A 15,265-nucleotide genomic window follows, 5' to 3' on the forward strand; every position below is an offset into this window, starting at 1 on the left:
GTTCTACTAAATGAACGGCATTCATTTAGTGCTCCCGGTCACTTCGCGGGAGGCAGAGAGGACATCATGCTGAACCTGAACCGCGACGTCGTCGTCGTTGGCGCCGGTCCCTCCGGACTCACCGCAGCCCGGGAGCTCAAGAAGGCCGGGCTCACCGTCGCCGTGCTCGAGGCCCGCGACCGTGTGGGCGGCCGTACCTGGACCGATACCGTGGACGGCGCCATGCTCGAAATCGGCGGCCAGTGGGTCTCCCCGGACCAGACCGTACTCCTGGACCTCCTCGACGAGCTCGGACTAGAGACCTACCCCCGCTACCGCCAGGGCGAATCCGTCTACATCGGCTCCGACGGCATCCCCGTCCGCTACACCGGCGACACTTTCCCGGTGGATCCCGCAACCAAGGCCGAAATGGACCGCCTGGTCGCCCTGCTCGACGGGCTCGCCGCGGAAATCGGCGCCACCGAACCCTGGGCCCACCCCAAGGCGCGGGAACTGGACACCATCTCCTTCCACCACTGGCTGCGGCAGAACTCCGCCAATGAGGAAGCCTGCAAGAACATCGGCCTGTTCATCGCCGGTGGCATGCTCACGAAGCCGGCCCACGCCTTCTCGGCACTGCAGGCCGTGCTGATGGCAGCCTCGGCTGGCTCATTCACCCACCTGACCGACGAGGACTTCATCCTGGACCGCCGCGTGGTGGGCGGCATGCAGCAGGTCTCCCTGCTGCAGGCGCAGGAACTGGGCGACGACGTCGTCCTCAACACCCCGGTGCGCACCATCAACTGGGAGCCGGACGCCGACGGCGGCCACCGCGTCACCGTCGAATCCGACCGCGCCACCGTCAATGCCCGGTTCGTGATCATGGCCGTCCCGCCCAACCTGTATTCCCGCGTCTCCTTTAACCCGCCGCTGCCCCGCCGGCAGCACCAGATGCACCAGCACCAGTCCCTGGGCCTGGTCATCAAGGTCCACGCCGTCTACGACCGCCCCTTCTGGCGCGACAAAGGCCTCTCCGGCACGGGCTTCGGCGCCGACGCCCTGGTCCAGGAGGTCTACGACAACACCAACCACGGTGACATCCGCGGCACCCTGGTGGGCTTCGTCTCCGATGAAAAGGCCGACGCGGTTTTCGAGCTGGGTGCCGAAGACCGCAAGAAGGCGATCCTGGCCTCCATCGCAGGCTTCCTCGGCGACGAGGCACTCACGCCCGAGGTCTACTACGAGTCCGACTGGGGCTCGGAGGAATGGACCCGCGGCGCCTACGCCGCCAGCTACGACCTGGGCGGCCTGCACCGCTACGGCAAGGACCAGCTGAGCCCCGTCGGCCCCATCTACTGGGCCTCCTCCGACCTCGCCGCCGAAGGCTACCAGCACGTGGACGGCGCCATCCGGATCGGCCGCCAGACCGCCGCCCGGATCGCCGAAGTGGCAAGGGTGGCTGTCGCCGTCGGGTAGCAAATAAGCATGCTTACTAATAGGCTTGCCGGTGGGGAGCGTCCCCTATGCAGACAAGCGAGGTGAGACATGACTGACGCCCAGGGCATCAGCAAGGTTACGGACATCATCAACGATTCCAGGATCGGGATGTTGACCACCATCAACGAGAAGGGCGCCCTTGTGAGCCGGCCGCTGGCAGTCCAGGAGGTTAAGGACGACGGCGACATGTGGTTCTTCACCGGGCTCGGCACGTCACAGGTCGCCCACGTCCGGGCCGACGCGCGCGTCAATGTCGCCTTCGGCCAGCGCACCGAATGGGTGTCCGTGGCCGGGACCGCCGAGGTTGTGACGGACCGGGCCAAGATCCACGAGCTGTGGAACCAGGCAGTCGAAGCGTGGTTCCCGGACGGACCGGACACCCCCGAGGTGTGCCTGCTGCATGTCGATTCGGACTCCGCCGAGTACTGGACCAGCCCGGGCGGCACCGCCGCAACCGTGCTGCAGTGGGTCAAGTCAAAGGTCACCCATGACCGGATGAGTGTGGGCGAAAGCGGCACCGTGGAGCTGTAGGTTTCGGTGAATGAAAAAGGCGGGGCAGCAGCCCCGCCTTTTTCGTTTTCCCCTTGTGCCGTGAGTCCCGCAGTGGATGCGTCATTGCCGGCCGGGCAGCCCCCGCACGAAGGGTGCTTTCCCCAGGGCCGTCCTCTCTAGCTGGTCTACCAGCTCCACGTCCACCTGGCTGTCTGTTGCGCCTGCTGTCTTGAGCGCGCCCGTTACTGCGTCGCGGACTCCTTCCATGGAAGCTCCCGGGGCGAGGCCGCAGAGAAGCACGTGGAGTTTTGAGGGCTCCTGGACAACCTGCCACCCGTTCCTGCCAGCTTCGTCGAGGATGTGGTGGAACACGATCGGATGGATCGCCACCCGGCCTGCTTTTCCGGGCAGGTGCAGGACGTCCTCGATCCGGCCTTCGATCTCGTGGAGCAGTGTGAAGGAGCGTCCGCAGGGGCAGCCGCGTCCGCCGAGCTTTATGGTGTCGGACATTTCGTAGCGGATGAGGGGAAGCGTCCGGGAAAACAGAACCGTGACGAGCAGCTTTGTCCCCGTTGTTCCGGCCGGTACGGGTGTTCCGGCCTGGTCTACGGGTTCGACTATCAGCAGGTCTTCATAGACGTGGCGGTTTCTGTAGGTGCACGGAGATGCGATCCCTGCCGTCTCGGTGGCTGCGTAGACATCGAAGGGCTTGCTTCCCCATGCGGCCTCCAGTTCCGCCGCAGCGTGGGGGCTGAGGACCTCGGATGCGGACATGACGCCCTCCGGGGAGATGTGCAGGCGTCCGGCGCGCTGCTCCGCCGCGAGGGGTTTGAGGGCTGAGGCGTAGCCCACCAGGACCCTGGGTTGGAACCGGTTCAGCGCGGCAACCGTCTCGGCCATGGGCGCGGTAACGTCCAGGCGGAGGGCAGGGACAAGTCTGGAGCGCACGGACGCGCCGACGACGGCGGACTGGTGGGTGGGGACGCGCGAGCTGATTAGGGCCATTTTCAGGGGCCTGGTGAGCCCGACCGGGATCCCGGCCCAGTCGTTCGCCCGGGCGTAGGAGGCCAGGACGGTTGCCCACTCGGCGCGGTTCCAGACGAAGGTTCCGCGCCGGCCGGTGGTCCCGGCCGTTGCTGCAGCCCACCACCTGCCCTGCCAGGGCAGCCCCGGGTCTCCGTCGCTCTGGGCCAGGGCGCGCAAATGGTTTTCAAGGTCAGCGAGCCTCAGGCCCGGTGCGGTGACCGCCTCGTCGAAGTGGTCCATCAGGTCCGCCTTCGTCACCGGCGGCAACTGGTCCAGTGGGGCATCGCGGAGGCCGGCATGGTGGCGCCGGTAAAACGCCGAGCCGGCATAGGCTGCGCTGCGGAGCTCCTGGAGGGCGTGGTCCTGGTGTGCGGTGATCCGGGCGGCGTCCCAGTGATCCCTTCTCCGCCGGGCGGCGCGCAGGAACACCAGCCGAGAGAAAAGGCGGAGGTCCATGGCTGATGCCTTACCGGGTGCCTGTCGGGGAGCACGGCCGGAGCGGGACGCGCCCGGGGGTGGGGAGATTGCTCATGCCACAAAGTGTCAGGCCCGCAGGTCAGGTCCGGTAGTGCCCAACGTCCCGCCCGGTCAGGGCACCGAGCACGGCGGGAAGCAGTACACCGTTGCGTCCCCACACGGGGTCCAGGATCTCCACGTACCAGGAGTCGGCAAGCAGCAGTGCCAGGGCGTCATTGGTCTCGTCGGCCCAATCCCGGATCTGCGCCTCGTCCACCGGGTTCTCGCTCGAGCCCAGCACCGTGGTGACTTCCGCTCCGGCCAGGGTGACCGGGATTGACGCGCTGCTGGCCTCGCCCGGCGCGTGGGCCACCGTGACCAGGTCAGTCCGGGTGGACAGTGACAGCAGGTCTCCGGCAACGGCGGCGCTGCAGAAGCCTGTCACGTACTCCCGCTGTGCGGCGGTACCGGTCTGCAGGCCCGGCTGGGACTCCTTGGTGAACAGCCCGTTCCGGTTCAGCTCGGCCAAGGCCGCAGCTATGGGTCCCGTCTCCGCGTCGTAGCCCGCGGCGAAGTGACCGGGCTGGTACGAGCTGCCGCCCTCCAGCCAGCGGGCGGTGAGCTCACCGGCGGCTTCCAGGGTGGTGGCCTGGCGCCACACCCCGCGGTCCTCGAGCAGCCGGCCGAACTGGTCGCGCTCCGGCAATTCCTCTGGCTTCATCTCCGGATGCTATCGCCGGTGCGCCGGAACCTTCCAGCGCCGCCGACACACCACTTAACGTCCGGCCTATGCCTGCTCGGCGGGAATCCCGGCCGCCCGCTCGGCATCGGCCAGCGAGGCAGCAAGGCGCGTGACGGCGTCGGGATAGCCCTGGTGGGCATGGAGGCGCAGTTGGTCCGCCGTCCGCATCGCCTTGATGAACGCCGAGGTCTCCGGCAGGCGCACGTCCGTGAGGGCTGGATAGTCGATGCTGCACGCCGGGTCCAGCTCATAGCGCCGCCACCTGGCGACAACTTCGTCGTGCCGGGCAATAGCCGCCAGGTGCGCGGACTCCTGCTCGCGGCTGTTCTGCCGCGCCGCGCGCCGGCTGAGGTACCGCGGGGTTCCCCGGTACGCCGCAACGCCCGCGGCCACCCCGGCCGCGCCCAGGAACAGGCCGGTCCAGGGCGAGACCAGCGCAGGAATCAAAAGGGCAGGAACAGCGACGCATGCCCCAAGGAACAGGTCCCAGAAGAGCTGGTCCGACCGTTCCGGCTGCCCGTTGCCACCGGCAAGGGCACGGCGCCGGACCACAAAGACGGTGGCGGCGACGCTGGCTACCAGGACAGGCCCTGCCAGCAGCAGCGCCCACACCCCCTGGACCAATCCCTCGAACAAGGATTCCCCCATGGCTGACACCCGACCCTAACAGCGCCCGGGCCGCGGAATCCCGGGCTGGTCATTTAATTGCACAGTGTCCGGGACGCAGGGTCAATGGCCTGGAAGGTTCCCTGAAGCGGGGCTGGAACGTACGGTGAGGAGCATGAGACTCAAAATGTGCAGCATCCACGTCAAGGACCCCGCCGCCGCCCACAGCTTCTATACCGGAACCCTGGGCTTCGAGACCCTGATGGCCATGCAGGAGTACAACCTGTACATCATCAAGGACCCCGGTGCGGACGCGAATTCAGTTGGCCTGCTGCTGGAACCCAGCGACAATCCGATCGCAGCCAACTACATGAATGCCCTGCACGACGCCGGCCTCCCGGCCATCGTCTTCGGCGTCCCGGATGTCCAGGCCGAGTACGACCGGCTGATCAACGAGGGCGTGGTGTTCCGGGGCGAACCGGCCGAGGACCCGTCCGGCATCAGCGCCGTGTTCGACGACGGCTGCGGCAACTTCGTCCAGCTGCACCAGGACTGACATTCCTTAAAGAACAGAGGATTGTCCGCGGGTCCGCGCCTTTACGGGTGGGACCGGCGGACAAGCCTCTGATGCGGGAGAGCCTAGTTGGCCTGCGCGCGGGCTTTCTTTGCAGCCTTCTTCGCGGCCTCTTCCTTCACCCGCTGGGCTTCGGCGCGGACTGCGGCGTGCGTGGCGCGCTCGGTGACCAGCCACTGCGGGGGAGCCTGGAGCAGCGCGGTGATTTCCGCCGTCGTCAGCGCGTCCTCAACGCCGCCGCGGGCCAGGCCGCTGATGGAGATGTTCAGCTTCTGCGCCACCACGGGACGGGGGTGCGGGCCGTTGCGGCGCAGCTCTGCGAGCCATTCCGGCGGGTTGGCCTGGAGCTCGGCGAACTCCTCCCGGGTGATGGTTGATTCCTGGAACTCCTGCGGTGTTGCGGGCAGGTAGATGCCAAGTTTCTTGGCAACGGTGGCCGGCTTCATGGACTGGGAGTTTGCAGAGGTCATGCTTCAAGGGTATCCGGGCGGACGGTACTGTGAAGACGTGCCCACTGACAACACCACCCCGCCCGACGCATCCGAGGACTCCGACGCGGGGGAGCAGGCGGCGCCGCGGACCCTCCGCATTGCCTACGTGCCGGGGGTGACCCCCGGCAAGTGGATCCGCCGCTGGGAAGAGCGGATGCCGGACATTCCGTTGCAGGCGTTCATGCACGACGGCGGCGCGCACGTTGGCCCTGTCCGCGGAGGCCAGGCGGACATGGCCTTTGTCCGGCTCCCCGTTGAGCGCGACGGCCTGAGCGTCATCCCGCTCTACGAGGAGCAGCCGGTGGTGGTGGCTCCGAAGGGCCACGAAATCTCTGTGTTCGAAGAGGTGGCGCTCGCCGACCTGGAGCAGGAGTCCTTCCTGGATGTTGCTGCCCTCGGTGGGCCGGAAGCCGCGCTCCAGGTGGTTGCCGCCGGGGCCGGCCTGGCTGTCCTGCCCATGTCCGTCGCCCGCCACTTCAACGTCAAGGACACGGTGGCCCGCCGGCTCAACGGCGCCCCGGGAACCGAGATCGCCCTGGTCTGGCTGGCGGACGCCACGGACGAGGTCCTGGAGGAGTTCATCGGGATCGTCCGGGGACGCACCGCCCAAAGCTCCCGGCAGCCGTCCGCCCAGCCGGCCAAGGTGAAGAAGGATCCCAAGCCGGACCGCCGGGGCGGGGGAGTGCGGAAGCCGGCACCCAAGGTCGCCCAGCGCTATGCCCCCAACCCGGACAAGGGCCGCGGCAAGGGATCCCGCAAGAAGGGCAAGCGCTAGGGCCCTGGTGGAGACCTAGTACCGGTTCCGCGGGGGAACGTGGCCGGTGCGCGCCTGCCGCGCCTTCCGCGCACGCATGATGCGGCTGATGACGGTGGGCAGCAGGGCGAAAAGCAGTTTCTTCATGGCGTTGCTCCTTGGCTTAGGCGGGGAAAACCGAAGGCCGCCCTTCCGGACGGAAGAGCGGCCCTCGGCTGTTTGTCCTAGGTGTTTTGGACGTTGGTTTTGGCGTCGGTGGCGCGGTCCTTGACGTCGGTGGCGGCGTGTTGGCCTTCTGTTTTGACGTTTTGGGCTGCGTCGGTGGCGGTGGCTTTGACGTTTTCCATCGCTTCGCGGGCGGGTTCCTTGAGGTCCTGGGCCATGTCTTTGGCGGCCTCGGTGACCTGGTTGGCCAGGGGCTGGGCTGCGGTTTTGAGCTGGTCCGCGGCTTCGCGTTCTTTCTGGCTTGGCGGGATCAGGGAGGAGACGAGCATCCCGGCGCCGAAGGCGATCAGGCCTGCGGCGAGGGGGTTGCCCTGGGTTTTGGCTTTGACCTGGTCCGGTGCGTGGGACACGGCCGTGCCGGCGTCGGAGAGCCGGGCGGCGACGTTGTCCTTGGCGTCGTGGAGGGTGTCGCCGGTGTGGTGCAGGGCGTCGCTGGTGTGTCCGGTTCCGGTGTGCATGGTGTTCTGGACGCGGGTGGTGGCGTGGTCTGCTGTTCCCATGATTTTCTCCTTGACCCCGGTCACGGCGTCCCGGACTTTGTCGGTTTGGCGGTGGACGATGTTGGACGGGGTGACTTTGTCCGCGACGGCGTCCACGTTGGTGCCCAGCCGGGCGCGGGTGGCTTCGATGTCTTGGCGGATTGCGTCGGGGTTCTCGCTCATCGGTTGACCTCACCTGGTTTTAGGGTTGGGGGGATTTCGGAGAGTGTTTCGCCGGTCTGGGGCAGGCCTTTGATCTGTTTGAGTTCCTTGCGGCCGATGCTGGCCAGGACCGCGGCGATGATGGCCCAGAGGACGGCGACGATCACGGCGGCCCAGCCAAGCGGCATCAGGGCGCCGAGGGCGAACATGAGGGCCAGGGACAGGAAGACCAGGACGAAGTGTCCGGCCACGCCGGCGCCGGCGAGCATGCCGGAGCCTTTCCCGGCGCGGCTGGCGGATTGTTTGAGTTCGGCCTTCGCCAGTTCCACTTCCTGGCGCATCAGGGTGGACAGGTCCCGGGTCACATCACCCAGGAGCTCCCCAAGGGAGGCGTTATCGGCCTTCTGATGCGCCTCACTCGGCGGCATCTCAGGAATCTGGCTACTCACAGTTGCCGCCCTTCCGTTGACCGGTAGGTGCCGTCAGCAGCACGGTAGCTGCCGTCCTCATCCCGGTAGGGGTCATCCTCGAAGCGGAGCGGGGTGTCCTCCGTGGTTCCAGCCGGAAGGGTGGAGGTGGATACCGGCGCTCCGGTGCCCACTGTCGGTTCCGTGAAAAGATCGTCCGTGCCTGCGGCGTAGACCGTTTCCTGGCGGAGCGGTGCTGCCGGCGGGGTGGCCGCCTGCTGTGCCAGCGTGCCCGTCACTCCAGTGCTGGTCTCCGGTGCGCCTGCCGTGAGGCTCCGCGTAAGGCGGCCCGCCAGGACGCCGGCACCGGCCGCAAGCAGCAGGAACGTGCCGGGGCGGTTGCGGGCGAAGCGCTGGACCTCGGTCAGCATATCGCCGGGTTCCTTGTTCTCAAGCCACGATGCGACCGATTCACCGCGCTGGGCGGCCTGCCGAATGAGATCGCTGGCCATTCCCTGCTGGTCCGGGGCGGAGGCCATGCTTTGCAGCTGGCTGGACAGGGAGCGGATGCCCTCCGCTGCCTTCTGCTGCTGCGTGCCGGCCTGGCTGGTCAGGCCGGACTTTGCCTGGTTCAGCAGGTCCTGTGCGTTGTACTTCGCCTCGGCAGCCACGTTGGCAGCCTCACTCTTGGCCGTCTGGGCGACCCCCTGGGCTGCGGTTGCTGCGTCGCTGGCTACATGCGAAGCCTCTTCCTTCGCCGCTTGCGTCTTGGAGGTGGAGGAGGTGTCCGCGGCAGCAGTCGTGTAGCTGCCATCAACTCCTGTGGCCTGTCCGGCGTACGGATCGGCCGGCGTGGTGTTCGGGGTCTGGGGCCATTGGTTCTCTGTCATCGGGCTCTCTTTCTCAAGGGTTAGCTGGCGATCAAGAACCAGCAGTGCTGGCGATTAGTAAGCATGGTTACTAACTAGATACTAAGCACACTTCCCTTTTGATGCGCAAGGGGCAGCGGCAAGCGCTTGTGATTTTGCGCGGCCGGGACGTGGGAGGATAGTAAGCCTACTTGCGAATTTGATGCTAAGCATGCTTATTGTAGGACCGTAGAGAAGCAAGTGCAGCAGCCTATTGCCACCTACAGGAAGGCCATGGCCGATGACGAGCAACCTTGATCCCGACGCCCGGAACAGCTACCGCCTCATCACGTTGGCGGCGCGGCTGGTCCAAAGGCGGCAGGATGATGCGCTGGCTCACTTGGGCCTGACGAGGGCTGCCGTTATTGCATTGGAGGGCCTGGCCCCGGGCCCGCTGAACCAGGAGCAGCTGGCCGACGCCATTCGGGTGCAAAGCCAGACGCTTGGCCGGATCCTTACCCGGCTGGAAGCAGCGGGGCATATCACCAGGACGCGGCAGGCAACAGACCGCCGGCAGCTCAAAGTCGAACTCACCGAAGCCGGACGCACGGCACTGGAATCGGCCCGGCATGCCGAGATCAATGCCTACCCGGATGACCCCAGCATTGGCTGGAAAGTGCTGCAGGACGAGCTGACCAAGTTCGTCAGCGCGCTGCCGGCAAACCGGCATCCGGAAGTGCTCCCCTTCGTGGCGCCGGACCACCGGACGCGGCGGCCGCACACGCCCAAGACTGGGGGCCGGCGCGGGCCGGGCGAGGAATTGGCCCAGGAGCCACAGTCCGATGCGCAGCCGGCTAGAGCCGTGGACCCCGAGCGGAAAGACTAGCTAAGCCGGGCAGGCGTCCTTCAATGCCTCGACGGACTCTTGCGGCACCTGGTCGCCGGCCTCCGCAATCTCGCCCAGCGGCGTCGTAATTTCCGCGGGAACCCCTGCCGTGCGGGCTGCAGAAACCAACCCGGCAAGGACCTGCTTGTCCTCCACGCTCACCAGTCCGTCCTGGACCACGGCACAGATCTGCCGGTTCACTTCGTCCGCGGCCGCCGTGGCAACTTTAGACGCGGCATCGTTGGCGGCATCGGTGGCAGCTTCCTCCACGGCACCGCAGCCGGCAAGCAGCAGCATCAGGGGGACGGCGGACAGGGCGGCGAGGCGGCGTTTCATGCTTCAAGCCTAGCCGCTGCTCCGCCGCCGCCCCGAGCGGGCAAAATCAGCGCGGGCTGGCCGCCGGCACCCCGAGTACGGTGTCCAGCAGCCCGTTCCGGAACTTTCCGTCAGGATCGTGCGCTGCCGCCAGCGAGCGGAACCCTGCAAAGCGGGGGTACAGCTGCTCCCAGTCATGGCCGGCGGGTGAGAACAGCTTGCCCCAGTGCGGGCGGGCCCCGAAGGGACGGAGCCGGTCCTCGAGTTCGGGAAGGAGGGCCTCCACCTCCGGCTGCAGGGGCTTCCAGGTGAAGTGCAGGGCGGCGCTCTGTTGGCGGTAGAACGGGCTGAGCCAGAAATCGTCGGCCGCGCCGGTGCGGATCTCCGAGACGAACAGCAGGGGTGCCAGCTTGTCTGCGAGCCCCCGCACCGCCTCGATGGCGGCGGGTGCGTGCTCCAGCGGAAGGATGAATTCGCTTTGCAGCTCCTCGCCCTTGCTGGGCGTGAACTCGTGGCGGAAGTGCGGCAGCCGGTCCAGCCAGGGGCCGGGCTCATCCATCTGCGGCGTGCAGTTTTCCGCGGACATGTCCGGCAGCGGGTGCCGGGGCCGGGCGGCGGCCGTAGCACCGAAGAGGCCGGCCAGGGGCGGTTCCTCGTCGAGAGCCTTGAGCCAGACCTGGCTGATGGCGTCGCCGGCATAGTTGGTGAAGAGGCTTACGCTGTAGGCGCTGGACACCAGGGCCGGAAAGTTTTCCAGTGCGCGGTCCCACGGCAGGTCCTCGAGCACCCGCTGGCGCATCCGGAAGCTGGGCCGGACGGACAGTTCCAGGCCGGTGACGACGCCGAATGCCCCCAATCCCACCACGGCGGCCAGGAACTCGTCGCCGTCCCCGCGGGACAGGGTGGCCACGTCGCCGCCGGGCCGGACCAGCTCGATGGTCTGGACGGCGCCCGCCAGGGACTGGTTGCCGACGCCGGACCCGTGCGTGCCGGTCTGCACCGCGCCCGCCACCGAAATGTGCGGCAGGGAAGCCAGGTTATGGATGGCCAGGCCCCGCCTTTCCAGCGTCCGGCACAGCTCGCCGTAACTGACGCCGCCGCTGACGCGGACGGTGGCTTTCGCCGAATCGGGCTCGATCTGCCGGGGCAGGGCGTCCAGCAGAACGTGCACGCCATCCGTGTCGCCCACCGTGTTGAAGGAGTGCCGGGACCCCAGCGCCTTCACCCGGGGCGACCGGGCAACAACCTCGGCCAGTTCGGCCACGGACCCGGGCCGCTGCACCTCACGGGATGAGTAGTCGAGGTTTCCTGCCCAGTTCTTCATAAAGTCGGCTTTCGGTCGGCGGGGATGGCTCCCTCCACTGTCAGCGCTAACAATCGCGGTGTCAAGGCGGACAGCAGCCCGTCCGCCCCGCCGGGGATCAGGACCCCTTCCAATGGTCGGGATGGGCCAGCACCGGCGGGAGCAGCGTGGCGAGGGTTCCCCGGGCAGCGCTGACCTGCGCCTGGGTGAGGAACAGTGCGCTGGTGAGGTTGGCGCCGTCGAGCCTTGCATCGCGCAGGTCCGCACCCAGCAGGTCCACGCCCGCGAGATCGGTGTCGCGGAGGTCGGCCCCGATGAGGCAGGCGCCGCGCAGGTCCGCCCCGCACAACCGGCCGCCGCGCAGACGGGCACCCGCCAGGTCGGCACCGGCATGCAGCCGGCCGGCCCCGGGATCACCGTCCGCGGCGAAATAGCCGGCCCGGATTTCCGCGCTGACCTCACCCAGCACATCGCGGGCCCGGCCGTGAAGGACGTCGAGGTCAAGGTCCAGCAGGTCCTGGAGGGTTCCGTCCGCCGCGGAGGCCAGCTCCTCCCGCAGTTCCCGCACCTCGGCAGCAGTGTCCGGGCTGAACACCCGTGCCTCGGCCCCGGCCAGGTGCCAGAGCATCTCATGCAGCTGCTTCATGATCTTGAAGCCCCGAACATGGCAGGCCCGGACTGCGGGCTGGCACGCCAGCTGACACCCTGGAACAGGCCCTGGCTGACTGCCTGGCCGGCACCGAAGCAGTCAAAGACAGTGCAGCCCCGGAAGCCGCGGGGCCGCAGCCGGTCATGGATGGTGCAGGAGAAGTCCGCCCCGAGGTTGGGGCACGGCGAGGCCGGCGGTTTGTCGATGGCAAAGTCCGCCGAGCGGGTAAAGCCGAAGGCTGTACAGCACAGCGCGAAGCAGCGTGAGCAGTCAGCCCGCAGCCGATTCTGATCTGGGACCGGGGCGGTGGTGCCCGGGGGCAGGATGTTCATGGTGTCTCCCGACGATGGTTCCGGTTGGGGTGTGGGGAGGAGGGGAACTCGTCGTGGAGTTCCCCTCCGGGGCACGCGGAATCACCGCTCCGAAGGGGAGCGACGGGAGGAAGCAGCGGAGGCTGCGGGTCACAGGCAGGATATGAAGATCACTGCCTCCAGAATATCCGTTTCCGGGGGTGATGCCAGGAGATCAGGCGCCAGCGGCAGGGGTGCGCGGCGGCGGGACGCGTCGGCTGCCGGTGGCCTCGAAGGCCGCGGCCAGGTGCAGCAGTGCCGAATCGCTGTACGCCTTGCCGGCGAAGGTGAGGCCAACCGGCATGGCGATGTCCGGTGCCAGTCCCATAGGTACTGTGACCGTGGGGATGCCGAGGTGCCGGGGCACCAGGTTCCCGTTGGCCACCCACACGCCGTTGCGCCAGGCGAGGTCAGCCGAAGCTTCGTTGACGTCTGCGTCCGCCCGGCCGATGTCCGCGACTGCCGGGAAGACGACGGCGTCCAGGCCAAGCCCGTCCATCCACTCTTCCAGGTCCACCCGCCGCGTTTCCTCTAGCCCCTTCAGCCCTTCTTCGAGGTGGGGGATGTCCGCGAGGGAGGGGACCCCGTGCTTCCGGATCCAGGCGGGGTAGTCGCTGATGTCGTCGTCGAACCCGTCGTACCGGTCCGGCAGGGAACCGTCCGGAGCGGGGAAGATGGCGGCACCGTCGACGTCGGCCAGCCGGTTCAGGTGCGGGTCCCCGTTGGCGTCGAGGAAGTCGTGCCATGACCAGGCGGAGAGGTCCACGATTTCGCGGCGCAGGTAGTCCGGCGACACCAGGCCGCGGGTGGCGATGGTGGGCGCGCCGGGGCGGTCGCCCTCATAGTTGGACACCACCGGGAAGTCGACCTCGACGACGTGGGCGCCGGCGGCTTCCAGGTCTCGCCGCGCGGCGTTCCACAGCTCGATGAAGGACTGCCGGGTTTCGATGCGCTGCCCGGTGGGGCCGCCGATCCCGCCGGCGGGTGCTGTTCCGGCCTCCGGGTCCGCGTTGATGTACATCCGGGGGATCCCCAGCCGCTTGCCGGCGAGCACACCCCTGGCGGCTGCGCTGTCCGGGACCGCGAGCTCCAGGTAGGAGGCCGGCCGCACCTCGGAGGCCTTGGGAACCGGCACCCACTGCTGGACCCGCCAGAAGTCGCCCCGGGTCTGCGCGTCGTCCGCCACCACGGCGTCCAGGACCTCCAGCAGGTCGTCCATGGTCCGGGTGTGCGGCACCACCACGTCCATGGTGGGGACCAGCGGCCAGTTGCCCCGGACGGAGATCACGCCGCGTGAGGGGGTGTAGGCGCAGAGGGCGTTGTTCGACGCCGGCGCCCGGCCTGATGACCAGGTTTCCTCCGCGAGCCCGAAGGCGGCGAAGCTGGCGGCCGTGGCCGTGCCGGAGCCGTTGGAGGACCCGGAGGCGAAGGCGGCGGTGAGGTAGTCCGCGTTGTACGGGCTTTCGGCGCGGCCGTATACGCCGCGCTGCATACCTCCGTTGGCCATGGGCGGCATGTTGGTCAGCCCGATCAGGACGGCACCCCCGGCGCGCAGCCGTTCAATGGTGAAGGCGTCCTTCTGGGCCACCAGGTCCTTGAAGGCGGGAGATCCGGCGGCCACCGTGAGGCCGCGGGCCTGGTAGCTGTCCTTTGCGGTGTAGGGGATGCCGTCCAGGGGTCCCAGGGTGGCGTTCCGGGCGCGGCGATCGTCGGATGCCTTGGCGTCGGCGAGGGCGTCCGGGTTCATCACCACCAGCGCATTCAGATGTATTCCGGAGCAGTCATACTTCTCGATCCGCGCCAGGTACAGCCGCACCAGTTCCTCGCTGGTGACCTCCCCCGACTCCAGTGCCTCACGGAGTTCACTGATGGAGGCCTCGACGACGTCGAAGCGGGCCTTTGTGCCCGGTGTGCCGGCTGTTTCGGCGAGCCTCATGCCGCACCTCCCCGCGCTGCCGGCTGCTGCTGGGTGATGCAGTGGATGCCGCCGCCGAAGGCGAAGATGTCGCGGGCGTCCACCAGTTCCACGGTGCGGCCGGGGTAGGCACGCTCCAGGATGCCGGCGGCGATGGCGTCGTTGGGATCATCGAAGGCGCACAGCACCACCACGTTGTTTGCCACGTAGTGGTTGATGTAGGACCAGTCCACGAAGCCTTCGTCGTCCTTGAGCGTGGTGGGGGCGGGGACGTCAATGATCCGGAGGGGCCGTCCCTGCGCATCCAACTGGCTGGCGAGAGCTGCCTTCAGCTGCAGGTAGACGGCGTGGTCCGGGTGGGAGGGGTCGTCCTGCCGGTGCAGCAGGATAGTGCCGGGACCGGCGAAGGCGGCCACGATGTCCACGTGCCCGCGGGTGCCGAACTCGTCGTAGTCGCGGGTGAGGCCGCGGGGCAGCCAGATGGCCCTGGTGGTGCCCAGCGCGGCATGGATCTCGGCCTCCACCGAGTCCTTGGTGGCTCCCGGGTTGCGGCCGGGATCAAGCTGGACGGTCTCGGTCAACAGCACGGTTCCTTCACCGTCCACATGGAATCCGCCGCCCTCGTTGACCAGGGAGCTGGACCTGACGGGAACGGAAGTCTCCGCCGCGATGGTGCGGGCAACGTCCTGGTCCTTGTCCCACGCGGCCCACTCCTGCGCGCCCCACCCGTTGAAGATCCAGTCCACGGCAGCCAGCGAACCGTCCGGCTGGTGCACGAAGGTGGGTCCGCTGTCCCGGAGCCAGGCGTCATCGAGGGGGACTTCGAGCACGGTGATGCCGTCGCCCAGCCATTCCCGGGCTGCGGTGGCATCGCGGGGATCGGCCACCACAGTGACGGGTTCGTAGCGGGCGATGGTCTGGGCCACCTTGGTCCAGGCGGCGCGCGCGCGGTCCAGGGTTGGACTTCCTACTTCGCCGAAGGTGTCGTTGGGCGGCGGGAAGGCCATCCAGGTGCCCTGGTGGGCGTCCCATTCAGCGGGCATGGACGTTGCCGGTGCCGGTTCGGTGGCGGCTGCGGTGGGGGCGGGAGCGGGTTTCATCGGTATTCC

Annotated in this window: 16 protein-coding genes and 1 pseudogene; 5 read left to right on the plus strand and 12 right to left on the minus strand. The window is 68.0% G+C overall.

What is annotated here, in order from left to right; genetic code table 11:
- Positions 1-66: 66 nt before the first annotated feature.
- Both ACJJV6_RS08040 and ACJJV6_RS08045 read left to right on the plus strand, forming a co-directional pair.
- Positions 67-1,455 (plus strand): flavin monoamine oxidase family protein, encoded by a 1,389-nt coding sequence (locus tag ACJJV6_RS08040; protein ID WP_407710280.1) that lies wholly within the window; start codon positions 67-69, stop codon positions 1,453-1,455.
- 69 nt (positions 1,456-1,524) lie between these two features.
- A complete protein-coding gene (locus ACJJV6_RS08045) occupies positions 1,525-2,007 on the plus strand; it encodes a pyridoxamine 5'-phosphate oxidase family protein (protein ID WP_009359406.1) in 483 nt (160 codons plus the stop codon).
- An 81-nt stretch (positions 2,008-2,088) separates the two neighbouring features.
- Here the strand turns inward: ACJJV6_RS08045 and ACJJV6_RS08050 are convergent, their stop codons facing one another.
- The 3 genes from ACJJV6_RS08050 to ACJJV6_RS08060 form a co-directional block, all read right to left on the minus strand.
- Positions 2,089-3,450: a phenylacetate--CoA ligase family protein gene (locus tag ACJJV6_RS08050; RefSeq protein ID WP_009359407.1), complete on the minus strand. Its 1,362-nt coding sequence runs from the start codon at positions 3,448-3,450 to the stop codon at positions 2,089-2,091.
- Between the two features lie 100 nt (positions 3,451-3,550).
- Positions 3,551-4,171 carry a DUF6919 domain-containing protein gene (locus ACJJV6_RS08055; protein WP_009359408.1) on the minus strand — a complete coding sequence of 207 codons (621 nt, stop codon included), beginning with the start codon at positions 4,169-4,171 and terminating at the stop codon, positions 3,551-3,553.
- Between the two features lie 66 nt (positions 4,172-4,237).
- Positions 4,238-4,840, minus strand: coding sequence for a hypothetical protein (locus ACJJV6_RS08060; RefSeq protein WP_083875118.1), 603 nt, complete (start codon positions 4,838-4,840; stop codon positions 4,238-4,240).
- Positions 4,841-4,973: 133 nt separating this feature from the next.
- Between ACJJV6_RS08060 and ACJJV6_RS08065 the strand changes: the two genes are divergently transcribed.
- Entirely contained in the window at positions 4,974-5,354 is a 381-nt protein-coding gene (locus ACJJV6_RS08065; protein WP_035753825.1) for a VOC family protein, read from the plus strand.
- Between the two features lie 83 nt (positions 5,355-5,437).
- Here the strand turns inward: ACJJV6_RS08065 and ACJJV6_RS08070 are convergent, their stop codons facing one another.
- On the minus strand, positions 5,438-5,842 hold the full coding sequence (locus tag ACJJV6_RS08070) for a DUF5997 family protein (RefSeq protein ID WP_035753827.1): 405 nt from the start codon (positions 5,840-5,842) through the stop codon (positions 5,438-5,440).
- On the opposite strand from ACJJV6_RS08070, the gene ACJJV6_RS08075 reads away from it, so the two are divergent.
- Entirely contained in the window at positions 5,805-6,638 is an 834-nt protein-coding gene (locus tag ACJJV6_RS08075; RefSeq protein ID WP_009359412.1) for a LysR family transcriptional regulator substrate-binding protein, read from the plus strand. The two genes, ACJJV6_RS08070 and ACJJV6_RS08075, sit on opposite strands and share 38 nt — an antisense overlap.
- 203 nt (positions 6,639-6,841) lie before the next feature.
- Here ACJJV6_RS08075 and ACJJV6_RS08080 read toward each other — a convergent pair whose 3' ends face one another.
- From ACJJV6_RS08080 to ACJJV6_RS08090, 3 genes are read right to left on the minus strand one after another with little or no spacing between them, the layout of a single operon-like run.
- Positions 6,842-7,504, minus strand: coding sequence for a DUF3618 domain-containing protein (locus ACJJV6_RS08080; RefSeq protein WP_407708850.1), 663 nt, complete (start codon positions 7,502-7,504; stop codon positions 6,842-6,844).
- Positions 7,501-7,911, minus strand: coding sequence for a phage holin family protein (locus ACJJV6_RS08085; RefSeq protein WP_407710478.1), 411 nt, complete (start codon positions 7,909-7,911; stop codon positions 7,501-7,503). The genes ACJJV6_RS08080 and ACJJV6_RS08085 overlap by 4 nt, the downstream gene beginning before the upstream one ends.
- A 17-nt stretch (positions 7,912-7,928) precedes the next feature.
- On the minus strand, positions 7,929-8,780 hold the full coding sequence (locus ACJJV6_RS08090) for a hypothetical protein (protein WP_354176512.1): 852 nt from the start codon (positions 8,778-8,780) through the stop codon (positions 7,929-7,931).
- 259 nt (positions 8,781-9,039) lie between these two features.
- On the opposite strand from ACJJV6_RS08090, the gene ACJJV6_RS08095 reads away from it, so the two are divergent.
- On the plus strand, positions 9,040-9,624 hold the full coding sequence (locus ACJJV6_RS08095) for a MarR family winged helix-turn-helix transcriptional regulator (protein WP_009358088.1): 585 nt from the start codon (positions 9,040-9,042) through the stop codon (positions 9,622-9,624).
- Here ACJJV6_RS08095 and ACJJV6_RS08100 read toward each other — a convergent pair whose 3' ends face one another.
- The 5 genes and pseudogenes from ACJJV6_RS08100 to ACJJV6_RS08120 form a co-directional block, all read right to left on the minus strand.
- Positions 9,625-9,960 carry a hypothetical protein gene (locus ACJJV6_RS08100; RefSeq protein WP_009358087.1) on the minus strand — a complete coding sequence of 112 codons (336 nt, stop codon included), beginning with the start codon at positions 9,958-9,960 and terminating at the stop codon, positions 9,625-9,627. It abuts the gene before it with no gap.
- Between the two features lie 46 nt (positions 9,961-10,006).
- Positions 10,007-11,263, minus strand: a complete 1,257-nt coding sequence (locus ACJJV6_RS08105; protein WP_009358086.1) for a D-arabinono-1,4-lactone oxidase — start codon at positions 11,261-11,263, stop codon at positions 10,007-10,009.
- A 97-nt stretch (positions 11,264-11,360) separates the two neighbouring features.
- A pseudogene (locus ACJJV6_RS08110) lies at positions 11,361-12,223 on the minus strand (pentapeptide repeat-containing protein).
- Between the two features lie 193 nt (positions 12,224-12,416).
- On the minus strand, positions 12,417-14,177 hold the full coding sequence (locus ACJJV6_RS08115; RefSeq protein ID WP_354176514.1) for an amidase: 1,761 nt from the start codon (positions 14,175-14,177) through the stop codon (positions 12,417-12,419).
- The gene (locus tag ACJJV6_RS08120) at positions 14,174-15,256 is read right to left on the minus strand and encodes an agmatine deiminase family protein (protein ID WP_354176515.1); all 1,083 of its coding nucleotides are present in this window, start codon (positions 15,254-15,256) and stop codon (positions 14,174-14,176) included. The genes ACJJV6_RS08115 and ACJJV6_RS08120 overlap by 4 nt, the downstream gene beginning before the upstream one ends.
- Positions 15,257-15,265 lie beyond the last annotated feature (9 nt).

This window comes from Arthrobacter nitrophenolicus, assembly GCF_045833485.1.
Classification (GTDB): Bacteria; Actinomycetota; Actinomycetes; order Actinomycetales; family Micrococcaceae; genus Arthrobacter; species Arthrobacter nitrophenolicus.

What these genes read in the sequence shown, in the direction of transcription:
- ACJJV6_RS08040 (WP_407710280.1), top strand. Translation starts at nt 67, where the DNA reads ATGCTGAACCTGAACCGCGACGTCGTCGTCGTTGGCGCCGGTCCCTCC.
- ACJJV6_RS08045 (WP_009359406.1), top strand. Translation starts at nt 1,525, where the DNA reads ATGACTGACGCCCAGGGCATCAGCAAGGTTACGGACATCATCAACGAT.
- ACJJV6_RS08050 (WP_009359407.1), bottom strand. Translation starts at nt 3,450, where the DNA reads ATGGACCTCCGCCTTTTCTCTCGGCTGGTGTTCCTGCGCGCCGCCCGG.
- ACJJV6_RS08055 (WP_009359408.1), bottom strand. Translation starts at nt 4,171, where the DNA reads ATGAAGCCAGAGGAATTGCCGGAGCGCGACCAGTTCGGCCGGCTGCTC.
- ACJJV6_RS08060 (WP_083875118.1), bottom strand. Translation starts at nt 4,840, where the DNA reads ATGGGGGAATCCTTGTTCGAGGGATTGGTCCAGGGGGTGTGGGCGCTG.
- ACJJV6_RS08065 (WP_035753825.1), top strand. Translation starts at nt 4,974, where the DNA reads ATGAGACTCAAAATGTGCAGCATCCACGTCAAGGACCCCGCCGCCGCC.
- ACJJV6_RS08070 (WP_035753827.1), bottom strand. Translation starts at nt 5,842, where the DNA reads ATGACCTCTGCAAACTCCCAGTCCATGAAGCCGGCCACCGTTGCCAAG.
- ACJJV6_RS08080 (WP_407708850.1), bottom strand. Translation starts at nt 7,504, where the DNA reads ATGAGCGAGAACCCCGACGCAATCCGCCAAGACATCGAAGCCACCCGC.
- ACJJV6_RS08085 (WP_407710478.1), bottom strand. Translation starts at nt 7,911, where the DNA reads ATGCCGCCGAGTGAGGCGCATCAGAAGGCCGATAACGCCTCCCTTGGG.
- ACJJV6_RS08090 (WP_354176512.1), bottom strand. Translation starts at nt 8,780, where the DNA reads ATGACAGAGAACCAATGGCCCCAGACCCCGAACACCACGCCGGCCGAT.
- ACJJV6_RS08095 (WP_009358088.1), top strand. Translation starts at nt 9,040, where the DNA reads ATGACGAGCAACCTTGATCCCGACGCCCGGAACAGCTACCGCCTCATC.
- ACJJV6_RS08100 (WP_009358087.1), bottom strand. Translation starts at nt 9,960, where the DNA reads ATGAAACGCCGCCTCGCCGCCCTGTCCGCCGTCCCCCTGATGCTGCTG.
- ACJJV6_RS08105 (WP_009358086.1), bottom strand. Translation starts at nt 11,263, where the DNA reads ATGAAGAACTGGGCAGGAAACCTCGACTACTCATCCCGTGAGGTGCAG.
- ACJJV6_RS08115 (WP_354176514.1), bottom strand. Translation starts at nt 14,177, where the DNA reads ATGAGGCTCGCCGAAACAGCCGGCACACCGGGCACAAAGGCCCGCTTC.
- ACJJV6_RS08120 (WP_354176515.1), bottom strand. Translation starts at nt 15,256, where the DNA reads ATGAAACCCGCTCCCGCCCCCACCGCAGCCGCCACCGAACCGGCACCG.